At 33.4% G+C, this 22,408-nt stretch carries 23 protein-coding genes; 13 read left to right on the top strand and 10 right to left on the bottom strand.

Annotation, left to right across the window (positions count from 1 at the left end):
• Positions 1-52 precede the first annotated feature (52 nt).
• Positions 53-442: a bacillithiol system redox-active protein YtxJ gene (gene ytxJ, locus L3X39_RS05840; protein WP_237230837.1), complete on the bottom strand. Its 390-nt coding sequence runs from the start codon at positions 440-442 to the stop codon at positions 53-55.
• Positions 443-602: 160 nt separating this feature from the next.
• On the opposite strand from ytxJ, the gene clpB reads away from it, so the two are divergent.
• The 8 genes from clpB to L3X39_RS05880 all read left to right on the top strand — a co-directional run bounded on the left by clpB (position 603) and on the right by L3X39_RS05880 (position 8,077).
• Positions 603-3,209, top strand: coding sequence for an ATP-dependent chaperone ClpB (gene clpB / locus L3X39_RS05845; RefSeq protein ID WP_237230838.1), 2,607 nt, complete (start codon positions 603-605; stop codon positions 3,207-3,209).
• A 160-nt stretch (positions 3,210-3,369) separates the two neighbouring features.
• Positions 3,370-3,966, top strand: a complete 597-nt coding sequence (locus tag L3X39_RS05850) for a TetR/AcrR family transcriptional regulator (RefSeq protein ID WP_237230839.1) — start codon at positions 3,370-3,372, stop codon at positions 3,964-3,966.
• Positions 3,967-4,017: 51 nt separating this feature from the next.
• Complete coding sequence (locus L3X39_RS05855; protein WP_237230840.1) at positions 4,018-4,515, top strand: acyl-CoA thioesterase; 498 nt, start codon at positions 4,018-4,020, stop codon at positions 4,513-4,515.
• Between the two features lie 200 nt (positions 4,516-4,715).
• Complete coding sequence (gene deoC / locus L3X39_RS05860; protein ID WP_237230841.1) at positions 4,716-5,453, top strand: deoxyribose-phosphate aldolase; 738 nt, start codon at positions 4,716-4,718, stop codon at positions 5,451-5,453.
• Positions 5,454-5,612: 159 nt separating this feature from the next.
• Positions 5,613-6,275 (top strand): deoxyribose-phosphate aldolase, encoded by a 663-nt coding sequence (gene deoC / locus L3X39_RS05865; protein WP_237230842.1) that lies wholly within the window; start codon positions 5,613-5,615, stop codon positions 6,273-6,275.
• A gap of 3 nt (positions 6,276-6,278) precedes the next feature.
• Positions 6,279-6,977 (top strand): purine-nucleoside phosphorylase, encoded by a 699-nt coding sequence (deoD, locus tag L3X39_RS05870; RefSeq protein ID WP_237230843.1) that lies wholly within the window; start codon positions 6,279-6,281, stop codon positions 6,975-6,977.
• Between the two features lie 5 nt (positions 6,978-6,982).
• The gene (locus L3X39_RS05875; protein WP_237230844.1) at positions 6,983-7,525 is read left to right on the top strand and encodes a GNAT family N-acetyltransferase; all 543 of its coding nucleotides are present in this window, start codon (positions 6,983-6,985) and stop codon (positions 7,523-7,525) included.
• Positions 7,526-7,552: 27 nt separating this feature from the next.
• On the top strand, positions 7,553-8,077 hold the full coding sequence (locus tag L3X39_RS05880; protein ID WP_237230845.1) for a phosphoglycerate mutase family protein: 525 nt from the start codon (positions 7,553-7,555) through the stop codon (positions 8,075-8,077).
• Here the strand turns inward: L3X39_RS05880 and L3X39_RS05885 are convergent.
• From L3X39_RS05885 to L3X39_RS05925, 9 genes are all read right to left on the bottom strand, one after another.
• Positions 8,067-8,819: a DUF6503 family protein gene (locus L3X39_RS05885; protein WP_237230846.1), complete on the bottom strand. Its 753-nt coding sequence runs from the start codon at positions 8,817-8,819 to the stop codon at positions 8,067-8,069. The two genes, L3X39_RS05880 and L3X39_RS05885, sit on opposite strands and share 11 nt — an antisense overlap.
• A 64-nt stretch (positions 8,820-8,883) precedes the next feature.
• Positions 8,884-9,738, bottom strand: a complete 855-nt coding sequence (locus L3X39_RS05890; RefSeq protein ID WP_237230847.1) for a 5-oxoprolinase subunit C family protein — start codon at positions 9,736-9,738, stop codon at positions 8,884-8,886.
• Positions 9,731-10,462 (bottom strand): 5-oxoprolinase subunit PxpB, encoded by a 732-nt coding sequence (pxpB, locus tag L3X39_RS05895; RefSeq protein WP_237230848.1) that lies wholly within the window; start codon positions 10,460-10,462, stop codon positions 9,731-9,733. The genes L3X39_RS05890 and pxpB overlap by 8 nt, the downstream gene beginning before the upstream one ends.
• A 6-nt stretch (positions 10,463-10,468) precedes the next feature.
• Positions 10,469-11,209 carry a 5-oxoprolinase subunit PxpA gene (pxpA, locus tag L3X39_RS05900; protein WP_237230849.1) on the bottom strand — a complete coding sequence of 247 codons (741 nt, stop codon included), beginning with the start codon at positions 11,207-11,209 and terminating at the stop codon, positions 10,469-10,471.
• Positions 11,209-12,438, bottom strand: a complete 1,230-nt coding sequence (locus L3X39_RS05905) for an Nramp family divalent metal transporter (RefSeq protein ID WP_237230850.1) — start codon at positions 12,436-12,438, stop codon at positions 11,209-11,211. The genes pxpA and L3X39_RS05905 overlap by 1 nt, the downstream gene beginning before the upstream one ends.
• A 15-nt stretch (positions 12,439-12,453) precedes the next feature.
• Entirely contained in the window at positions 12,454-15,675 is a 3,222-nt protein-coding gene (locus L3X39_RS05910) for a S41 family peptidase (RefSeq protein WP_237230851.1), read from the bottom strand.
• A gap of 97 nt (positions 15,676-15,772) precedes the next feature.
• The gene (locus tag L3X39_RS05915) at positions 15,773-16,906 is read right to left on the bottom strand and encodes a DUF2891 domain-containing protein (protein ID WP_237230852.1); all 1,134 of its coding nucleotides are present in this window, start codon (positions 16,904-16,906) and stop codon (positions 15,773-15,775) included.
• 64 nt (positions 16,907-16,970) lie between these two features.
• On the bottom strand, positions 16,971-17,681 hold the full coding sequence (locus L3X39_RS05920) for a DUF4488 domain-containing protein (protein WP_237230853.1): 711 nt from the start codon (positions 17,679-17,681) through the stop codon (positions 16,971-16,973).
• A gap of 30 nt (positions 17,682-17,711) precedes the next feature.
• Positions 17,712-19,247 (bottom strand): YifB family Mg chelatase-like AAA ATPase, encoded by a 1,536-nt coding sequence (locus L3X39_RS05925; protein ID WP_237230854.1) that lies wholly within the window; start codon positions 19,245-19,247, stop codon positions 17,712-17,714.
• A gap of 97 nt (positions 19,248-19,344) precedes the next feature.
• On the opposite strand from L3X39_RS05925, the gene L3X39_RS05930 reads away from it, so the two are divergent.
• Genes L3X39_RS05930 through L3X39_RS05950 form a run of 5 tightly spaced genes read left to right on the top strand, consistent with a single transcriptional unit; the run spans position 19,345 to position 22,408 of the window.
• Positions 19,345-20,523: a molybdopterin molybdotransferase MoeA gene (locus tag L3X39_RS05930; protein WP_237230855.1), complete on the top strand. Its 1,179-nt coding sequence runs from the start codon at positions 19,345-19,347 to the stop codon at positions 20,521-20,523.
• Between the two features lie 2 nt (positions 20,524-20,525).
• Entirely contained in the window at positions 20,526-20,864 is a 339-nt protein-coding gene (locus tag L3X39_RS05935; protein WP_237230856.1) for a winged helix-turn-helix domain-containing protein, read from the top strand.
• A complete protein-coding gene (locus tag L3X39_RS05940; protein ID WP_237230857.1) occupies positions 20,865-21,605 on the top strand; it encodes a sulfite exporter TauE/SafE family protein in 741 nt (246 codons plus the stop codon).
• A gap of 1 nt (position 21,606) precedes the next feature.
• Entirely contained in the window at positions 21,607-22,191 is a 585-nt protein-coding gene (mobA, locus tag L3X39_RS05945; RefSeq protein WP_237230858.1) for a molybdenum cofactor guanylyltransferase, read from the top strand.
• On the top strand, positions 22,175-22,408 hold the full coding sequence (locus L3X39_RS05950) for a MoaD/ThiS family protein (RefSeq protein ID WP_237230859.1): 234 nt from the start codon (positions 22,175-22,177) through the stop codon (positions 22,406-22,408). Before mobA ends, L3X39_RS05950 begins: the two co-directional genes overlap by 17 nt.

Genomic DNA, 22,408 nt, shown 5'->3' on the forward strand with positions numbered 1-22,408 from the left:
GCTAAAGAGGTTTTTTAAAGAAGGTATAAATGGTTTAGATACCTCATTAATCTTATATAAATCTGCTAAGATCTATATTATTAATATCACCGTGAGAAGCATGGGCTACTGTAGCACCATTCTTAATGACCAATAGTTGTGGGGATTCGTGTATTACTTGAAACTTATCAGCTATTTCGTTAGAAACGTCTCGGTAATTAATTAAATCTAGATAATATAAATCTACGTCTTTTTCGGTAAAATTATAAGCATCCGTAAATTGATTTATAACCATTTTACTAATGCCACAACGCGTGGAGTGCTTAAAAATAACCTGTGTTTTAGTCGACGATTTTTGCTCGATAAATTCAAGTTGTTGTAGTTCATTTAAAGGAATCCAAGGCAGTACTTTTTCTTCTCTTTGTTCGGTGGAACTTCCGAATAGTTTATTTAATAATCCCATAGTAAATCGTGTTATTTTTACCTAAGTCGTAACTTATTTTAAATCTTACAAACTGACTAAAAGTCACCAAAACAAAGGTTTGTCAAGACATTTTGTCTTGCAATTGCTATTGGTAAGATAATTGACTTAATCAAGCTGTAAAGAAAAAGAATAAAACATTATGAACTTAAATAATTATACAATAAAATCGCAAGAGGCCATACAACAAGCACAACAAATTGCGCAAGGTTATGGTCATCAGCAAATAGAAAACGAGCATCTGTTTAAAGGTGTTTTTGAGGTAGATGAGAATGTATTACCATTCATTTTAAAAAAATTGAATGTTAACATTAACATTTTACAACAGGCTTTAGATAAGCAGTTAGAAAGTTTTTCTAAAGTTTCTGGTGGCGACCTTATGCTATCTCGTGAAGCAGGGAAAAGTTTAAACGAAGCTTCAATTATTGCTAAAAAAATGAAAGATGATTTTGTGTCTATTGAACATTTAACCATTGCTATTTTTAAATCGAACAGCAAAATAGCACAAATGCTAAAAGATCAAGGAGTAACCGAAAAAGGTCTTAACGCTGCTATTGATGAACTTCGTAAAGGTGAAAACGTGACCTCCCAAAGTCAGGAAGAAACCTATAATGCTTTAGGTAAATATGCAAAAAACCTAAATCAATTAGCAAAAGATGGCAAGTTAGACCCTGTTATTGGACGTGATGAAGAAATTCGAAGAATCCTTCAAATTTTATCGCGTAGAACCAAAAACAACCCTATTCTTGTTGGAGAACCAGGTACTGGTAAAACTGCCATTGCCGAAGGATTAGCTCATAGAATTATAGATGGTGATATCCCTGAAAACTTAAAGGACAAGCAAATTTTTGCTCTAGATATGGGTGCGCTCATTGCCGGTGCAAAATATAAAGGCGAGTTTGAAGAGCGCTTAAAAGCAGTTATCAAAGAAGTAACAACCAGTGACGGTGATATTGTTTTGTTTATTGATGAAATTCACACGTTAGTAGGTGCTGGTGGCGGACAAGGTGCTATGGATGCTGCTAATATTTTAAAACCTGCCTTAGCTCGTGGTGAACTTCGCGCCATTGGTGCTACCACTTTAGATGAGTATCAAAAATATTTTGAAAAAGATAAAGCTTTAGAGCGTCGTTTCCAAAAAGTTACTGTAGATGAGCCTGATACAGAAAGTGCTATTTCCATCCTTCGTGGTATTAAGGAAAAATATGAAACTCACCATAAGGTTCGCATAAAAGACGAAGCTATTATTGGTGCGGTAGAGCTATCTCAACGTTATATTACGAATCGATTTTTGCCAGATAAGGCTATCGACTTGATGGATGAAGCAGCATCTAAATTACGAATGGAAATCAATTCAAAACCTGAAGAATTGGATGTTTTAGATAGAAAAATCATGCAATTGGAAATTGAAATTGAAGCCATAAAACGTGAGAAAGATGAAACTAAGTTAAAGTCGCTTCGTTCTGATTTAGCAAACCTTAAAGAATCTAGAAATGAGATAAATGCAAAATGGAAAAGTGAAAAAGACGTTGTTGATAATATTCAAAACACGAAACAAGCTATTGAAAACTTTAAATTAGAAGCTGAACGCGCAGAACGTGATGGCGATTATGGTAAAGTTGCCGAGTTACGCTACGGAAAAATAAAAGAGTCCCAAGAACAGTTAGAGGCATTTCAAAAGCAATTACAAGAACATTCTGAAAATTCGCTTATAAAAGAAGAAGTAACGTATGATGATATTGCCGAAGTTGTAGCAAAATGGACAGGAATTCCAGTTACAAAAATGTTACAAAGTGAGCGTGAAAAGTTATTAAAACTTGAAGATCAATTACATAAGCGTGTTGTGGGACAAGAGGAAGCCATTGAGGCTGTAAGTGATGCTGTAAGGCGTAGTCGTGCCGGTTTACAAAACCCTAAAAAACCTATCGGTACCTTCTTATTTCTAGGAACAACAGGTGTTGGTAAAACCGAATTAGCTAAAGCTTTAGCAGAATATTTGTTTGATGATGAAAACGCCATGACCAGAATTGATATGAGTGAATATCAAGAACGTCATGCAGTGAGCAGATTAGTTGGTGCGCCTCCTGGATACGTGGGTTATGATGAAGGCGGACAATTAACTGAAGCAGTGCGAAGAAAACCCTATTCTGTGGTTTTGTTAGATGAAATTGAAAAAGCGCATCCAGACACGTTTAATATATTACTGCAAGTATTAGATGAAGGTCACTTAACAGATAATAAAGGTCGTGTTGCAGATTTTAAAAACACCATAATTATAATGACTTCTAATATGGGAAGCCAGATAATACAAGAGCGTTTTGAGGCAACAAAAAATATTGATTCGGCTATTGAAGCAGCCAAAATAGATGTGCTCGCCTTACTTAAACAATCAATAAGACCCGAGTTTTTAAACCGAATTGATGATACCATAATGTTTACACCATTAAGTAAAGAAAACATTATCGCTATTGTTGGTTTACAAATAAAAGGTATCACTAAAATGATAGCACAACAAGGCATCACATTTGATGCAACACCAGAAGCTGTGGCTTATTTAGCAGACAAAGGTTATAATCCTGAATACGGAGCAAGACCAGTAAAGCGTGTGATTCAGAAAGAAGTTTTAAACGCATTGAGTAAAGAAATTTTAGCAGGTAAAGTAACTACAGATAGTATTATTTTATTAGATGCTTTTGATGATAAATTGGTTTTTAGAAATCAAGGTGACTTAGTTACAGAAGAGTTTTAAATTTAATTTCTATTTCCTGTAACAATAATCAAATAATAGAGTCTATTAGTTGGTTGGTTAGTTGAAAAGCAACATGAGTTTTATTAATTTAAAATGATTGTTGCTTTTCCTTTTTAAAAAAATATACCGTTTGGTATATTTTTTATATATTTGAATAATCATGACGACAAAAGCAAAACTTACAGCACAATATATCATTGAGGTTTCAGCGCCTATTTTTAATAAAAATGGTTATGCAGCTACCAGTTTGAATGATATCACACAAGCAACGGGACTTACAAAAGGAGCTATTTACGGTAACTTTAAAAATAAAGAAGACCTTGCCTATGCGTCGTTTAAATATATGGTTAATTCATTGTTAAAGCCCTTATCTAAGCATTTAGAATTGAGCAACTCCCCTATTCAAAAGTTATTTTTAATTACAGATTTTTACAGAAATTATTATCATTTCAGTAAACATTTAGGTGGATGCCCTGTTTTAAATATTGGTGTAGACGCAAATAACAGCAATAGCGAATTGTTGAATAAAGTACGTGATACTATTCAGCGTATACAAGACAAACTTTGCTCAATAATTGAAGATGCCATTGAAGAAGGTGAAATATCTACCGAAATTAACGCCATGCAATATGCGAAACGAATTGATACAATGATTCAAGGAGCTGTTTTTATGACCTATACCATGAATGACGATTTTTATATGAAAGACACCATGAATCTTATAGATCAAATTATAGAAAAAGAACTTAAAATTTAAAAATTTTTAATTAACAATATACCAATCGGTATATTATAAAAACGAATATTTATGAATCCACTTCCTAAAGTTCTACAGAGTAAAGCCAAAATTAGATTTCAAGATTGTGATCCTTTTAATCACCTCAACAATAGTAGTTATATCAATTATTTTATGAATCATCGCGAAGATACCCTTATAGAACATTATGATGTTGATATTTACAAAATGGCTAAAAAAGAAGGTAAAAGTTGGGTGTCTAGTGCTAATCAAATAGCATATTTAAAACCTGCATTTCTGATGGAAACTGTTGTTATAGAATCACAACTAATAAATTTTGACACCAGTCAACTGCAAGTAGAAATGCGCATGTATAATGAAGATAAAAGTCATTTAAAATCCATTATCTGGTGCAGTTTTGTTCACTTTAATTTACTTGAACAAAAACGTCAAAACCACGATGAAGCTTTTATGCAATTATTTAAAAGCGTTGAAAAACCAATTGAGGCAAGCAGTTTCGAAGAACGCCTTATTCAGCTAAAACCTAATCGAAATGTAAAACATTACTAATTTTAGATAAAAATTTTATACTATATTAGTTATTTAAATCAACAAATTGTTGTTAATAAAAACTTACAATTAACTCAAACACTCTCAATTTAAATCTTTATTTTAGCTTCATATGAGTCCCAAAACTTGAATAAAAAAATCAACAAATCTACCCAATTTGTTGATTTTAGTTTAATAAGAAATAAATCCTACTATTAAAAATGAATATTACAAGATATATTGATTACGCGTTATTAGATTCAACAACCACAGAGAGCGATATTATTCAACTTTGCCAAGAGGCTATCCAATACAACTTTTACGGCATTTGTATAAATAGTTGTTATGTATCATTAGCGAATCAATTTCTAAAAGAAACTGATATCAATATATCTGCTGTAGTTGGATTCCCTTTAGGTGCAGCTTCAACTAAGTCTAAAATATTTGAAGCTCAACAAGCTATTAAAGATGGAGCAAGCGAAATTGATATGGTCATCAATCTTGGGTTACTTAAAAGTAGAAATTATGTTTCTGTCTTAAAAGATATTAGCGATATTAAATTTGCCATAGAAAATACACCGCTTAAAGTAACGATTGAAATTGATGAGTTAAATAAAAATGAAATCGTTAAAGTTTGCGAAATATGCTTAGATGCTGGTGCAGATTACATTAAAACATCAACTGGGTTTACTAAAAACGGAGCGACTTTCACAGCTGTGAAAATGATCAAGAAAATTGTTAGAGATAAAGTCAAAATAAAAGCATCTGGTGGTATTGATGACTATGAATCTATACTTAAATATATTGAAGCTGGTGCAGATAGAGTTGAAACAGCTACAAATATTATGGCAACAAATAAAGCGCAACAAATTAGAAATTCTAAAATATTCAAACAATATTTGGAGAATTTAGAGAAGTCAAAAACTACCTCAGATAGCTCTATAATTACAAAAGTTTAATACTTTATATTGATTTAACTTTTAACCTATCTTTCAATATAAAAAGGTAGTCGTAATTATTATTGCCGTTTACTTTTCTTTTATTAAATATGTTCAATCATATTTATAATTTGATTAAATTCACTTATAAATAATTTCAGGCATAAAATCTTTTAAAAAGTGAAATTAAATAAGTTTATTGATCATACACTTCTTAAACCAACAGCCACAAAGCATGATATTGCAAACCTTTGTAATGAAGCTATTACCTATGATTTCTTTTCGGTTTGCCTCAATAGCTGCTATGTTAAATTAGCAAAACAACATCTAAAAAATAGTTCTGTTAAAGTTTGTAGCGTAATTGGTTTCCCGTTAGGAGCTATGAATACAAATGCAAAGGTTGAAGAAGCAAAATTAGCCTTAAAAGATGGTGGAGATGAAATTGATATGGTGATTAACTTAGGCTTGCTAAAAAGTAAAGATTATGACGATGTTTTAGAAGATATTAAGGCTGTTAAAAACATTATGCCAAATAACATACTAAAAGTAATTTTAGAAACCTGTTATCTTGTAGACAACGAAATTATTAAAGCTAGTGAAATTGCGATACAAGCTGGCGCAGATTTTTTAAAAACTTCTACTGGTTTTGGCTCTGGTGGCGCTACCATTCATGATGTAAAACTCATGCAAAACGTGGCAAAAAATAAAGTTGGGATAAAAGCTTCTGGTGGCATAAAAGATGCTGAAACAGCTTTAGAATACATTAATATTGGAGTTAACAGACTGGGTACTTCTTCTGGAGTATCGATTGTTACCGGTAAAACTTCAAACTCAAATTATTAAAATATGAGCGTTCATATTGAAGCTAAAAAAGGTGAGATTGCCGAAACTATATTACTTCCCGGTGATCCATTACGTGCTAAATGGATTGCTGAAACATTTTTAGAAAACCCTGTTTGTTTTAATAAGGTCAGGAATATGTTCGGTTATACAGGCAGTTATAATGGAAAGCATGTTTCGGTAATGGGTACTGGTATGGGTGTTCCCTCCATTTCTATTTATGCCCATGAATTAATAACCGAATACGGGGTTAAAAATTTAATTCGTGTTGGTAGTGCTGGGTCTTATCAAAAACATGTAAAAATTAGAGATATTGTACTCGCTATGGCGGCTTCTTCAAATTCAGGTGTGAATGAGTTACGTTTTGGAGGTGCTGACTATGCACCAACCGCAAATTTTGATCTATTTAAAAAAGCTGTGGAAGCAGCAGCAATTAAAAATATCCCATTAAAAGCTGGAAATGTGTTTACTTCGGATGAGTTTTATGCTGATGATTTCGAATCGTATAAAAAGTGGTCGAAATTTGGAGTGCTTTGTGTGGAAATGGAAACCGCTGGGTTATATACTGTGGCAGCAAAACACAATGTAAATGCACTTTCCATATTAACAATTTCAGATTCATTAGTAACTGGAGAACGCACTACGAGTAAAGAGCGAGAAACTACTTTTAAGGATATGATTAAAATCGCTTTAGAACTAGCATAGTCTAAATGATAAATATCTCAGACAACACTCAATTAAAAGCCATCAACTTAAATAACCATGATCAGCTGGTAGATTTAATGAATGCTCTTTATCCACCCGCATATAAGCATTTATGGGAGCAAGAAGATTGTAGTTGGTATTTGAATCAATGTTATAATAAAGAACAACTCAACAAAGAACTTAATGAAACTGAAACTTGCTATTATTTTGTTTTATACAACAACAAAGTATCAGGAATTCTTCGAGTTAATTTCAATAAAGCATTAAATCAAGAGCCTGAAAAATTAGCTACGTATGTTCACCGAATTTATATTAGTGAAGAAATACAGGGTAAAGGTGTAGCTAAACAACTATTTGAATGGGTAGAAACTCAAGCCATTAAAAATAATAGTGAGTTAATATGGCTTGAAGCCATGGATTCGCAAGAACAAGCACTTAAATTTTACAAAAAACAAGGCTTTAAAGTGGTAGGTGGTTATAGATTAAAATTTAAACGGATACATAAACACTTAAAAGGCATACTCATTCTAGTTAAAGATTTACAATAATATTATATCTTCAAAAAAATTATTAAAATGAAACTTATAAATTTATTCGCTCTCGTTTGTATTCTGTCAATAACGTCTTGTAAACAAGAACAAAACAGAATACCATCAGAAGAAAAAATCACATCAACATATTATTTTATTCGACATGCCGAAAAAGATAGAAGTGATAGTTTAAACAATGACCCACACCTTACTGAAAAGGGGCTTGAAAGAGCGAAAAAATGGAGTGAGGTTTTAAAAAATGTTTCTTTTGATGCTGTCTATTCAACAGATTATAACAGGACTCGTGAAACGGCACTTCCTACAGCAACAAATAATAATTTAGACCTTATTTTATATAACCCAAGAACTATTGAGATTGATTCTTTTATAAACACTACAAAAGGAAAAAACGTATTAGTAGTTGGTCACAGCAATACAACACCGGGTTTTGTAAATACAATTCTTAAAACTAATACTTATGAAGATATTGATGATGCCAATAATGCCAATCTTTATATTGTTACAATCATTAATAATCAAATAACCAGCAGTCTTCTGTTTATTGATTAGAATTAAGGCTAACGATTATGTTTTCCAATTCTATTTTTGAAAGCAATTCTAATTCGTTGTTTTCGAATAATGAATCTAGGCTTTCAAGTAACACCATGTTGTTTTTTGGTTTATAATTATTATAGTCTACAAATCTAATACCTTCAATATATCGCTCATTATAAGCTTCACGAAAGCGTAAACCCGTACCATCATTTTCAGCATAAGAATACGCTAAATAATCTACTTTAAAGCTTTCGGTATTTACCCAATAAATAAATACATCTTCAAAGTCTTCGCCTCCTCCTTCTTCATCAAAAGTCACTTTTATTTTATGATAAGTCTTACCTTTTAATTCAACGTCTTTTAAATAGGTTTTATTAACAGCCTTTCCATTTAAACCATAGGGTAACACAGCAAAATAGTGTACAGAATTTACGGATGCGCTATATCTGGTAGCCATAGAATCGGGAACTTCAATAGTTTCTCCGTTTACAAATCGACTAAACTCATTATTATTTAATGTATCGAAAATAGTATCAGGCTCTTTTATAGTGAGTCTAGAAAGTGAAAATTTTCCATTATATCGATTGGCAGCATATTGTCGTCCTCTAAATTCAAATCCAATAATTGATTTTTTTAAAAATTGTCCTCCTGAAACTTCTATAGATTTATCTATAATCGCATTAGCATCTTCCGATTTTTGCTCACAACTAAGCAATAGAATTAATAAAACAGATATTAGGCTGAGCTTTTTTATCATAATAAAACTTTTCTAGTCTGTCGCAAAACTAAACAATACTTTACCTTCATAACGGTACCTTAACTTAATTTTGGGGAATAAGTTTAAAGCGAATGGTATTCCCTGTAAACTTTTGAGCTATAATATTAATAGCCGATTCTGTAAGTTGCAATACTCTTGGGTAACCACCAGTTGTTTGACAGTCGCGCATTAAAACAATCAATTTACCAGAAGGTGTTAATTGAACCGTACCTGGTAAAACTGCCGATGTTATAATGGGTTTTAAATTATTCTGAAAGGTTTCTTCCATCTGATAAGCCATTCGGTTATTATCTTTTGAAATAGAAAAATCTGTTGCAAACAATGCTTTTTGCTGATTTTCTGATAAAAAATAAAATTCAGGACCTCTATGCACTTCTATAATATTAGAATTTATATAGTCTGTATTAAACCTAATACTTGCGTGATGCGATATGTTTGTAATAGAATCTTTAAAAATCATCAAGTCATCATCCTTTTTGATTACTGACTGCTCCGTAATGTTCTTGTACATACTTTTGCTATTCATTACAATTTCGGTATTAAAACCGCCTAAAACCGCTAAATAACACCTAAAACCAGTATTTAATTTACCAAACGACAATACATCATTAAATTTTACAGCCACCATTTTATTACATTGAATAGCTTGGTTATTTAATTTTGGAGACATATCGGCTCCTGAAATTGCGATAAAGGTGTTTGTACTAAATTGAAATGTTGCACCAGTCATAGTCATTTCAATAACTGCATCACTTTCATCATTTCCTAAAAGTGCATTGGCTACTGTTGCTGCTTTTCTATCCATTACACCCGAATACGGCACACCGAATTGCTGAAAACCAATACGCCCTAAATCTTGAATTGTAGAATAAAACCCAGGTTTTAAAACTTTAATCATCAAACACCTCGCTTTCTATTTGATATACACCAGCCTCTACTAAAGTTTTTATATGATGATATTCATCAAGTGTAACAGGATAAAATTGAATCGAATCTCCAGCCATAGCGAAACAAGGACTTGATTTTGAAACATCAAAAAAATTAATAGGGGCATTCCCAATAATATTCCATCCACCAGGGCTTTCGTTTGGGTATATTCCTGTTTGATTGCCACCAATAGCCACAGCACCTTTTTCAATGCGTAATCTTGGAGATGGTTTTCTTGGGGTATGTAATATCTCATCTAAACCTCCTAAGTATAAAAATCCAGGAAGAAAACCTATAAAATAAACGGTGTAAATGGCTTGCGAATGACGCTTAATTATATTTGCCTTAGAAATATTTTTTTCTTTTGAAATGAACTCTAAGTCCAAACCAAATGTTTCATCATAGCACACAGGAATCTTCCATTTTCGAAAAATTGTTCTAGTAATTACGCTATTTTGTAAATAAATGTCTTTTAGTTTTGAAACCTCAACAGAAAAGTTATTAATGCTATTTTTATAAATTACCAGTAACGAGTTATATGCAACTCTTAAATCAAGAAAAAAATCAGTATTATAAATCTGAATTTTTTCTTTGTAAAGAAGGATATCTTTTAAAACTGACTTATCAATTTTTTGAGGCCATTCTATTAAAATAGCGCGCTCACCAAAAGGTTTGTATGTTAATTTAAAAGCCATTGTAGGTTACATCACTTTAAAACCCCTTTTCTCTAATTTGTTTTTTAAACTTTTAGCTAATTTCACTGCTTTTGGTGTATCACCATGAATACAAAAGGTTTCTGCTTTTAATGCAACCTCTATGCTATTTATGGTTTTAACTTTATGCTCTGAAACCATTTTAAAAACATGCTCAAATATGACACTTTCATCATCAATTAATGCCCATTTTTCTTGTCTTGAAACCAGCGTTAAATCATCATTATAATTTCTATCCGCAAAAGCTTCATAAGTAATATTAATGTTGTTCTTTAATGCCAAATCAGCAATAACCGATTTATAAGGAACATACAGTTTTATAGGTAAAACAAAACTTTTCATTACCTCAACAATAACATTTGCAGTTCGCTCATCTATTGCTGCCAAATTATAAAGCGCACCATGGGGTTTTATATGATGAATTACCAAATGCTCCGTATCTAAAATCTTGATTAAATCATCAATCTGTTTTTTTATAGAAGAAAATAATGCTGCACAAGGCATCTCTATAACCTTTCTACCAAAATGTTCTTTATCAGGAAATGATGGATGCGCTCCTATTTTCACTTTATGCTGTTTAGCAAGCTTTACAACTTCAAGCATTGTTTCGTAATCTCCAGCGTGACCACCACAAGCAATATTACATGAAGAAATATAAGGCATTAACAAGGATTCGTTACCTATTCCCTCACCAACATCAGCATTTATATCTATAATTTGATTGTGCACTAAAACAGATTTAAACTAAATACTTTATTTAGCGTTGCTACTGATAGTAAGATACTAATTCCTAGAATTAAAAACCCAAAAATATTTTGTTTTATTGAATTTTTATAACTACCCAAAACGGAGTCTTTATTCATAATCCAAATTAAAAATCCAGCAATTACTGGTAACAAAATACCGTTTGCTACTTGAGCAAATTTTATAATGTCGATGGACTTAATTCCTAAAGATGAAAATAAAACCCCTAAAACTAAAATGATCATCCAAACAGCCCGAAACCTTTTAGATGCCATGTTTGATGACCATCCCAAGCAACCTGTAGTTACAAAAGCAGCTGCTAATGGTGCTGTAATAGCACTTGTAATTCCTGACGCAAAAAGTCCTATCGCTAGAAAATACTTAGCAAAACTACCAAACAAAGGTTCCAATCCTAAAGCTAAATCTGATGCACTTTTAATATCGGTACTTTGTATAGAAGCTGCCGAAATTATAATACACATAGAGACTAAACCACCCAAAATAACAGCTATAAATGTGTCTTTACGTGCAAATTGTAAATCGGATTTATGATGCCATTTTTCCTTAACCAACGAAGCATGAAGAAATAAGTTGTAGGGCACTACGGTTGTTCCTATAAGCGCAATTACAGTAAGTAAACTATTCTTTGAGAATCTCGGGATAAGAGCGCCTTTTATAATTTCAATTATATTAGGTTTTGTTATAATAGCTGTTACTAAAAACGCCATACTCATTAGAGTAACCAAACCAATAAGTGCTTTCTCTAAAGTTTTATAATTCCCTAAATACAATAAAACAAAAGCGATTAAGCCGATAACAATGCTTAGTACATTAATTGAAAATTCACCTATTTGCAAACTTGGATTTCCAACGATGGCCTCTAACCCTAAAACGCCACCGGTAATATTGCCAGCTTCATAAGCTGCATTTCCAATAACAATTGCCGATAGAATTAAAAGAATGGCTAAAAATTTGAAAACAGGGTGTTTTATTTCTGTTCTTATGATTTCAGACAATCCTTTTTGGGTTATAATCCCTAATCTTGCCGACATTTCTTGTAAAACAATGGTAGCAATGATTGATAAAACCATAGCCCATAATAGTGCATAACCAAACCCTACACCTGCAAGTGTACAAACCGTTACAGTGCCAGGGCCAATAAAAGCAGCAGCAATTAAGGGTCCAGGTCCTATATTTTTAAAAAGGTTTTTCAAAAAAATCTATATAATTTATTTTAACTGACTTAATAATTCGTCAACCGCTCGTTTTAATTGAGTATCCTTGTTTTTAGCTTTATCGTCTGGATTATTATAAACAATAATATCTGGAACAGCAGGTCCTAATTCCATATTCGACATGGTTTCTTTTACATACCAACCTCTAAAAGGCATTCTTACTGAAGAGCCATCAATTAAACGTGCCGCACCTGTTGAAATTACCGCTCCAAAGGTTGGTACACCAACTAAAGTACCTAAATCTAAAGCTTTATAAGCATGTGAAAATATTTCGGCATTCGAATAGCTATTCTGATTGCATAAAGCAATAGAAGGTTTCGTCCATGACGCTAATGGTAATCTTTCGCTAAACGGATAATGATCCATAAAGTTTTTATGTTCTTTCTCTAAATTTTTTGCAGCACCTCGTGGCACCGTATATGCATGTTGTTTTACATTTAGCACAGCCATTAAATAATCAGTTGTCCAACCACCACCATTATATCTCACATCTATAACAATACCTTCTTTTCCTAAACCAGCGGCAGTAAGTTCTCGCTCGAATCGTTCAAAACTCGTCCAGTTCATTCCCTGAATATGAATATATCCCAATCTACCGTTAGAATAAACATCTGTTAAACGTTTACGTTCATCAACCCAAGCATTATAGTTTTCGGTTCTGTTACTACTTGTTGGTCGGATAATAACTTCTTGTGATGCACCATTTCTATTAACTTCTAAATAAATCTTCTCATTCGCAGTCCCTTGTAACAAACTATACACATTTAAATCTTTTGAAAGTTTTGTTCCGTTAACACCTGTAATTATATCTCCTAAAAACAATTTGCTAACACTTCTATCACCAGGCATATCATCAACAACGGTTACCACTTTAAGGTTACCATTGGATGTTGGTTCTAATTCTACACCTAATAACCCTGTAGATTCTCTTTGTAAATCTTCTCGGTTTTCTCCAGACCTAAAGCCCATATGACTCGCATTGATTTGCCCTAACATCCAATTAAACATGGTTTGAAAATCGGCACGCGTTGAAGCTCCAAGTGCCAATGGCTCATATATTTTCTTAAGTTCTTTCCAGTCTTGACCATGGAAGTTTGGATCGTAAAAACCATCATTTATGGCATTCCAAGCTTCATCAAATATTTGTTTTGACTCTTTATTATAATCAATATCCAATTTTGCTGAAAAAGGTAGACTTTCAGTCTTATCATTAGACATATTTAAACTATTCACACTACCACGTTTAGTAAAATATATAGTCGATAATTTTTTATCAGCAGTAAGGTTTGATGGTCTACTATTTTTGGTAGTAATCGCTTTTTTGTCTTTACCATCCCAATTTATTTTATATAAATCTGATTCTACGTCGGCATCACCTCTACTACCATCTCCTGTGGTATAATATATGGTTTTACCATCTTTAGAAAACAGTTGTCCAAATTCGCCGCCAACAAACGATGTTACTTGTACTTGACGCTCATGAATATCCTGAAAATCAATTACAACATCTTTAACTGCATCCTTTTTCTTTTTGTCTTTCGAATCTTTATCACTTTCCTTTTTATCATTTGACGTATCACCCTCTTCTTCCCAATCTTGCTCAGTTTTTTCCCAATCAGCCTTTGTTAACCACGTAAACCAAACATCATAGTCGCTATTATTTCTATTAGAAGAAAACATCAATTTTTTTCCATCAGGACTCCAAACAGGACCTCTGTCCTGCTTTGGGTGCATAGAAATATTGACTGGTTTCATAGAGTTATCAGCTTTGTGAATATAAATTTCACCATTAAAATCTAAATCGCTTAAATTATAAGCCAACCATTTAGAATCTGGAGACCATGATATACCGCTAGGGTTATCCCATCCATCAAGTAATACTTTTTCATTAGACAATTTTCCTTTGCTATCAATATTGGCAACAACCAGTTTTCCGTTGCCTCTTACAAAAGCCACTTGTTTAGCATCTGGCGATAGTACCAAACTACTTTCTTTTTCGTTAGTATTAGTCAGCCTTTCAACCTTATGTTTTAAGGTTTTAAAAATATCGGTTTGGTTAGCGTCATTTGATTTTACTAAGTATATATCATTTTGTCCATCTCTATCCGATATAAAAACTAGTGTACTATCGTTTAGCCAATTAACTTCTCTATCTCTAAAAGCTGAGTTAGATACATTAACGGTTCGTTTTTTATCTTTATCCGTTTCACTTAGAAAAATTTCACCTCTAATAACCAACGCACTATAGTTTCCATTTGGAGAAATGGCAATTTCATCAACATCATTTGTATAGGTTTTGTGCGCTATCGGGTCGAATCTGTAATCGGAAGCTATATTGATTTTCACCTCTCTTTGCACATTCGTTGTAGCATCAATAATAAAAACCTGATTCCCTTTCGTCATAATCAAATCTTTTCCATTCTTACTTAAATCAAATGAAAAAATGCCCATATCTTTAAAACTACTCACTTGAGATATCGCACCTTGCTTCGCTCCAGAGCTATCAATACTTAGTTTGTGAATATTATATTTTCCACCTCTTGATGATTGAAAATAAATGGTATTGTCATTACCCCATTGTGGATAAAAATCATTTCCATCATATGTAGTAAGCTGTGTGTAAGTATCATTCTGAATATTATATAACCACAAATCTCTATTAGCAGAACCTTGATATGCTTCTCTTTCTAGCCTACAACTTCCTTTTACAAAAACAACAAACTTACCATTTGGTGAAAGTTTGAAATCAAAACCCGTGGCAGTCATATACCGCTGTGGTGTTCCTCCTGACTCATTAACTATATGAGCTTCATACTCTCTTTCAACTTGTACAAAATTTCTACGTGTAGAAAAAATGACGTCACCTTTACTAGTAAAATCAGTAATAACATCATCTGTTGAATGATAAGTTAAACGCTTTGGAATACCACCATTTGCTGGTATTATATAAACATCATCATTTCCATATCTATCACTTTGAAAAGCGATGGATTTACCATCATGACTCCAAATAGGATTGGTATCGTATGCTTCATGAACGGTGATGCGTTTTGCATCCTGACCATTAATATTTGCTGTCCAGATATCGCCTTGAAAATTAAAAGCTATGAATTGTCCATTAGGACTAAGAGCAGGGAAATTTATTAAAGGATTTTGAGCCATAGCTCCGAATGCGAATAGCGAAAACGCTATTAATAGCTTTGAAGATAATTTCATAATAAGATGAGTTAGTCATTTAAAAAACTAAAAATAAGTCTATTTGATAAATTGTATTCAACAAACAATCATTCTTTAACATTAAATTATGTTAAAATTAATGACCTGTTACAGTGTTTAAAGCATAAATAGCAAAACTCCCCAGCCAATGCCCACCTTCGTAACTATCGCCAACAATATTTGCTAAGGAATAGTTGATATGCTGACTTGCAATGTGTCTTAAATGATAGTATTCTGGCAAATCCTCTGCAATGGTATTTAAACTCCATGCGCGCGAAAAATTAACCCCATCTAGATGTACCAAATGCCCATCGGTTCTATCTGAGACAACGCCCACTTCCAAGGTATAATTTTTATCTTTTAACTGGGGTAAAAACTTGCTCATCCATACTTTAAATTCATCTTTTGGTAACAAGCGTTTCATTAATGCTCCTTCCTCTAAACACGGCGATAAAAAATCGGTTCCGCTGGGTTCCCATGTAATAGGGCAATTTTGGTCGTTTAAAAAGAAAAATTTAGCACGTTCAGTAATCGCATCTTTTAGTGCTTGGTGGTTTACGGTTTTGGCATAGTCATACGCAAAAGAGAGTCCGAATGCGGTATTGGTATGCGTTCCCACACGAAGTGGATAGTTGAGTTTAGGCAAAAACTCAATATATTTTTCAATAAGTAAATCCGTTAGAGGTTGCAGATTAGCTTCTAAAGTTCTGGCCGTGGCATCATCCCATGTGTGTAGTTCTTCGGCGAGTTTAAGTAACCATGCCCAACCATACGTACGCTCATAGCTTTTATTGTGTTTTCCATGAAAGTACTGTACTTCAGCTTTAATATTTTCTTTGGATATATTATTTAGTAACTTTTGCTTAATAGCCTCAGCATTATCTAAGTTAGGAAACTGCTTTAGTAAACTCACCAAACTCCAATGTCCATGAACTGCGGAATGCCAATCGAAACACCCGTAAAAAGCTGGATGTAAGGTTCGCGGTGGTAATAAATCTTCGTCACTGCCAATAGTTTGGGATAATTTGTTTGGGTATTCGGTATTCATACAATGCAGCGGTAATTCTGCAAGCGTATTAGCAGCTTTCAAATCTAATTTTGGAATACCTCTCATAGGTGTTGATGTTTGCCCTGTGGTTAAAATAGGTTGTGTTACTTCCTTTTGGGATTCTTTGGAAGTGTTGCAGGCAAAAAGAAATATTGAAGTTAAAAACATTATGGTTTTTTTCATATTATAAACTTAAAATTAGCTTTGGTATTTACTTTAATTATTACTTAAATCATTTTCTACATAATTAGTTTCTTATACTCCAAATTTCATGAATGGGGTCTCCTTTGCTGGATAATCCTTTGTGGTGCCAATTACCATCAACCAAACTATAGTCAAACGACAAGCTTATACCCGCTTTTGAATCGTCTCTTGAAAAGAATTCTATGTGCTCTTTATACGTTCCATCTATCGTCGTATATGTTCCGCCTCCTGTTCCCATAAATTGCTTTGTTTCTGTATTGTATGCAATCCATTGAAAACGCGTTCCTGATAATATTTTCATGGTTTTCCTTGGTCCGCTTGCATCGCGCGTTTGCTCTTTACCATCTCTAATTCTACCAGACATTAACCAAGCACCTTGTAATTTTCCCGGAGTTCCGTGATCAATTCTTTTCATATCCATATCCTCTCCTACAATGGATATAACGGAATCATTTATAGTTACTTGGAAGCTTATTTCAGTACCTACACGTTCCGGATTGTTTGTATCAAATTCAATGGTTTCGGTCATAGTATCACCTTCTAATTTCCATGTGCCACCATCGGTAGAAATAAACTTACCTGTATCTGCATTAAATGTTGCAATCGCTAGATATCCATCCGCAAATATCACAACACTTTTTAAGTTTTCGCCTTCGTCAGAAGTATGATATCGCTCCCATGCACCTATGTAACTTTGTGCACTAACACTTATTGAAAACAAGGTGCAAACCAGTAAAAAAAATAGGTCTTTCATCTTTTTATAATTTATGATTGCTAAAATTCTTTATCCTAACCAGCCTTCTCGATCCAAGCTTCTATATTGAATGGCTTCACTAATATGAGACCCATCAACGGTTTCAGTGCCTTCTAAATCTGCAATGGTACGTGCTACTTTTAAAATTCTATCGTAGGCACGGGCTGATAAATTTAAACGCTCCATAGCCGTTTTTAGTAATTGCTTAGACCCTTCATCTAATATACAATATTTACGAATTTGTTTGGTATTCATCTGTGCATTATAATGCACCGCATCACTTTCCTTAAAACGTTTTGTTTGAATTTCTCTGGCCTTGGTAACGCGTTTTCTAATCTCGACTGAGGTTTCGCCTTTTCTGTCGTCCGATAATTTTTCAAAAGGTACTGGTGTTACTTCAATATGAATATCTATTCTATCCAACAACGGACCAGAGATTTTACTCAAATAGCGTTGCATCTCAGCAGGACTCGAGGTTACAGGTGCATCGGGATCATTAAAATAACCTCCAGGACTTGGGTTCATACTCGCCACCAACATAAACGACGACGGGTATGTTACCGTAAATTTAGCCCGTGAAATAGTAACTTCTCTATCCTCTAAAGGCTGACGCAATACTTCTAAAACACCACGTTTAAATTCGGGTAACTCATCTAAAAATAAAACCCCATTGTGCGATAATGAAATCTCACCGGGTTGTGGAAATGCACCACCACCAACCAGAGCTACATCTGAAATAGTATGATGTGGACTCCTAAATGGACGTTGCGCCATTAATCCAGTATCTTTTACACGACCCACAACCGAATGTATTTTTGTAGTTTCCAGAGCTTCATGAAGGGTCATAGGTGGCAAAATACTAGGTAAACGTTTTGCCAGCATGGTTTTTCCTGCTCCAGGTGGACCAATTAAAATAATGTTATGTCCGCCTGCTGCAGCAATTTCCATACAACGCTTGATACCTTCTTGTCCTTTAACATCGCTAAAATCAAACTCAGGAAAATCTAGGCTTTTTTCGAACTCTTCGCGAGTATTTATAATGGTTTGCTCTAATGTTTCTCCTTTATCAAAATAGTTTATAACCTGTTTTATATTATCAACACCATACACTTCCAAATTATCTACAATAGCAGCTTCTTTGGCGTTTTGGGATGGTAAAATAAAGCCTTTAAAACCTTCTTCTCTAGCTTTTACAGCAATAGGTAACGCCCCTTTTATGGGTTGTAAACTACCATCCAGTGACAGTTCTCCCATAATAATATACCGCTCTAATTCGGGAGCTTCAATTTGCTTTGAGGACGCCAGAATACCTATGGCTAAAGTAAGATCGTATGCACTTCCTTCCTTTCTTAAATCGGCAGGTGCCATATTAATGGTGATTTTTTTTCCTGGAATTTTATAACCGTTATTCTGAAGTGCCGCCGCGATGCGATAGTTACTCTCCTTTATGGCGTTATCGGGCAATCCTACAAGGTGATAACCAATACCCGAATCTACATTTACTTCAACAGTAATTGTTGTAGCTTCCACGCCAAAAACGGCGCTTCCAAAAACTTTTTTAAGCATATTAATTGTTTACTGCTTAAATGTAAGAAATGTATTTTAATTTAATGAATTCAATTAACTATTTCGTTATATTTGTAAAGACATAACGAAAAGTATTATGATTTCTATTAAGGAAGCCATTCAATTAGTTAAAATACACACGCAACCCCTCTTAAAAGAAGTTACAAAGCCTGTTGAAAAAGCTGGTAGTTATTTTTTGAATGATGATGTCAGCTCTCCAATAAACATGCCTCCTTTTAGGCAATCAGCAATGGATGGTTATGCGCTAAATTTACATGATGAATTAGCATATAATTTAATAGGCGAAGTAAAAGCTGGAGATAACCATGAACTCGTTTTAAAAAAAGGAGAAGCCGTTAGAATCTTTACAGGAGCACCAGTCCCCGATTCTGCCAATGCCGTTATGATGCAAGAGAAGGTAAAAGTAAATGGAAACATCATCGTTATTGAACATCAATTAAATCAAGAACATAATATTCGCCCTTTGGGTGAACAAGTAAAGCAAGGCAACTTAGCACTTAAAAAAGGTACTAAATTAACACCAGCTGCCATTGGATATTTGTCCTCTCTTGGTATTACCGAAGTTTCTGTTTACAAAAAACCAAATATTGCCTTAGTTACTACCGGAAATGAATTGATTGAAGGCGGACAAGAATTAACCTATGGAAAAATATACGAGAGTAATTCCAAAATGCTTTTAAGCGCACTTTACAGTTTAAAATTTTATGATGTGACCATTCACAAAGTTGAAGACGATTATCGTCAAACCCTTTCCAAATTAAATGAAGTTATTGATACGAATGATTTAGTCATTATTACAGGTGGTATTTCGGTTGGCGATTACGATTTTGTTGGAAAAGCGTTAAAGGAGTTAGAAGTTGAAGAACTGTTTTATAAAGTAAAACAGAAACCTGGGAAACCTTTGTTTTTCGGCAATAAACAGCATACTTCTATTTTCGCTCTTCCCGGAAATCCAGCGGCTGCATTAACTTGTTTTTATGTTTATGTTTTTATTGCCTTACAAAGCATGATGAATCAAGAAGTTTTAGAATTACCTCGTGTTATGGCTAAATCTGTTTCAAATTTTAATAAAAATGGTGATAGACCTCAATTTTTAAAAGCCATTTATAATGACGATAACGTTGAAATTCTTGAAGGACAAAACTCGTCGATGCAACAAACTTTTGCTATTTCGAATGCTTTAGTTTTTGCTCCTGAAGATGTAAATGAAATAATAATAAACGATATAGTTGAAACCATTCTGTTACCTGTTTAGCAATGAGTTATAAAATAAAAAGTAGAATCTGGATTGAGTCTGATAAGCATGTACTTTTAGGCGAAGGCAGAGTACAATTATTAAAAGCGATAGATAAAACAGGATCATTATCAAAAGCGGCAAAAGCATTAAACATATCGTATAAAAAAGCTTGGAATTTGCTAGACTCCGTTAATAAATCAGCTAAAAAACCAGTAACCATTAATAGTATTGGTGGCAAAGGTGGTGGTGGCGCAGAACTAACAGATTATGGTAAATCGTTAATTCTAGCTTTTGATGAGATTAATAAAAATTGCTGGGAGTTTTTAGACAAGCAATTGGAAAAAATTGAGCGTATTTAAATGTTACAAACCGAAAACATATTTATTTTTTTACTCATCTTACCGATAGTATCTTTTCTATACTCAAGTGTGGGTCACGGAGGCGCCAGTGGATATTTGGCGCTTATGGCATTGTTTTCGTTCGCTCCAGAAACCATGAAACCCACTGCCCTATTACTCAATTTGTTTGTTGCTGGTATTTCATTTTATTACTATTATAAAGGTGGTTTTTTTAATAAAAAGCTGTTTTTATCCTTTGCAGTAACGTCCATTCCATTGGCGTTTTTAGGAGGAACCATTGAGGTTGACGCTACTATTTATAAAAAAATACTTGCTGTATTATTGGTATTTGCCATACTTAAAATGTTGAACGTTTTTGGAAAAGAGAACGAAACTATCAAAGATTTGAAAATCGGTCAAGCTTTAATAATAGGTGGTATTATTGGATTCTTTTCAGGTTTAATAGGCATTGGTGGCGGCATTATACTAACGCCAATTATATTGTTGTTGCATTGGGGGAACATGAAAGAAGCAGCCGCGGTTTCTGCCTTATTTATTTGGGTAAACTCAGCATCTGGACTTATAGGTCAAATAAGTAGTGGTGTTACTATCGAGATTGAATCGTTTCTTCTCGTTGCCATTGCTTTAGTTGGTGGCGTATTAGGCGGCTACTATGGCAGTAAAAAAATAAACAATCAAAGTTTAAGATACATTCTAGCTTTCGTTTTAGTAATTGCTTGTTTTAAATTAATATTCACATAAAATGCTTGACAAAAACAACATAACAGGTATTATTTTAGCAGGTGGAAAAAGTTCGCGCATGGGAACAGACAAAGGCTTTTTAATTTTGAAAAACAAACCATTTGTTCAATATAGTATCGATGCTTTGTCGCCTTTAGTATCTAAAATTATCATTGTTTCAAACAACCCAGATTATGATGTTTTTATGATTGATAGAATCGAAGATGTTATTAAAAATGCGGGACCAGTTGCAGGAATATATTCAGCGTTAGAAGCCTCTTCAACCGAATATAATTTAATTTTAAGTTGCGATATACCTTTGATTACTTCAGAAATACTCCAGGAATTAATTGATTTTGCAGATGACACTCACGATATTATTCAAATGGAAAGCGATGGAAAATCAATGCCCTTAATTGCCCTTTATAAAAAACAGGTTGCAAAAACTTTTTATAGCTTATTACAACAAGATGAACGACGTTTACGTATTGCTGTAAATAACTGTAAAGTGAAAAATATTGTTTTAGACAAGCATCAAATAAAACATACGATGAATGTAAATACACAAACCGAATATAAAACTGTTGAAAATGAATATAACGATTAAATACTTCGGACAATTAACAGACATAACGCATTTAGAAGAAGAAACTCTAGAATTTGGAGGCACCTACGTTTACGAACTTTTAGAAACGCTTTATAGAAAGTATAACACACTAAAAACCAAAAATTTTCAAGTGGCGCAAAATCAAGAATTGGTTAACGAAAACACTAAAATAACAGGGCACGAAATAGCCTTATTACCACCATTTGCAGGCGGATAA

The organism is Flaviramulus multivorans, from assembly GCF_021728415.1.
Taxonomy (GTDB): domain Bacteria; phylum Bacteroidota; class Bacteroidia; order Flavobacteriales; family Flavobacteriaceae; genus Sabulilitoribacter; species Sabulilitoribacter multivorans.

Coding starts and splice junctions, on each gene's coding strand:
- ytxJ (WP_237230837.1), bottom strand. CDS start 442: ATGGGATTATTAAATAAACTATTCGGAAGTTCCACCGAACAAAGAGAA.
- clpB (WP_237230838.1), top strand. CDS start 603: ATGAACTTAAATAATTATACAATAAAATCGCAAGAGGCCATACAACAA.
- L3X39_RS05850 (WP_237230839.1), top strand. CDS start 3,370: ATGACGACAAAAGCAAAACTTACAGCACAATATATCATTGAGGTTTCA.
- L3X39_RS05855 (WP_237230840.1), top strand. CDS start 4,018: ATGAATCCACTTCCTAAAGTTCTACAGAGTAAAGCCAAAATTAGATTT.
- deoC (WP_237230841.1), top strand. CDS start 4,716: ATGAATATTACAAGATATATTGATTACGCGTTATTAGATTCAACAACC.
- deoD (WP_237230843.1), top strand. CDS start 6,279: ATGAGCGTTCATATTGAAGCTAAAAAAGGTGAGATTGCCGAAACTATA.
- L3X39_RS05875 (WP_237230844.1), top strand. CDS start 6,983: ATGATAAATATCTCAGACAACACTCAATTAAAAGCCATCAACTTAAAT.
- L3X39_RS05880 (WP_237230845.1), top strand. CDS start 7,553: ATGAAACTTATAAATTTATTCGCTCTCGTTTGTATTCTGTCAATAACG.
- L3X39_RS05885 (WP_237230846.1), bottom strand. CDS start 8,819: ATGATAAAAAAGCTCAGCCTAATATCTGTTTTATTAATTCTATTGCTT.
- L3X39_RS05890 (WP_237230847.1), bottom strand. CDS start 9,738: ATGATTAAAGTTTTAAAACCTGGGTTTTATTCTACAATTCAAGATTTA.
- pxpB (WP_237230848.1), bottom strand. CDS start 10,462: ATGGCTTTTAAATTAACATACAAACCTTTTGGTGAGCGCGCTATTTTA.
- L3X39_RS05910 (WP_237230851.1), bottom strand. CDS start 15,675: ATGAAATTATCTTCAAAGCTATTAATAGCGTTTTCGCTATTCGCATTC.
- L3X39_RS05915 (WP_237230852.1), bottom strand. CDS start 16,906: ATGAAAAAAACCATAATGTTTTTAACTTCAATATTTCTTTTTGCCTGC.
- L3X39_RS05920 (WP_237230853.1), bottom strand. CDS start 17,681: ATGAAAGACCTATTTTTTTTACTGGTTTGCACCTTGTTTTCAATAAGT.
- L3X39_RS05925 (WP_237230854.1), bottom strand. CDS start 19,247: ATGCTTAAAAAAGTTTTTGGAAGCGCCGTTTTTGGCGTGGAAGCTACA.
- L3X39_RS05930 (WP_237230855.1), top strand. CDS start 19,345: ATGATTTCTATTAAGGAAGCCATTCAATTAGTTAAAATACACACGCAA.
- L3X39_RS05935 (WP_237230856.1), top strand. CDS start 20,526: ATGAGTTATAAAATAAAAAGTAGAATCTGGATTGAGTCTGATAAGCAT.
- L3X39_RS05940 (WP_237230857.1), top strand. CDS start 20,865: ATGTTACAAACCGAAAACATATTTATTTTTTTACTCATCTTACCGATA.
- mobA (WP_237230858.1), top strand. CDS start 21,607: ATGCTTGACAAAAACAACATAACAGGTATTATTTTAGCAGGTGGAAAA.
- L3X39_RS05950 (WP_237230859.1), top strand. CDS start 22,175: ATGAATATAACGATTAAATACTTCGGACAATTAACAGACATAACGCAT.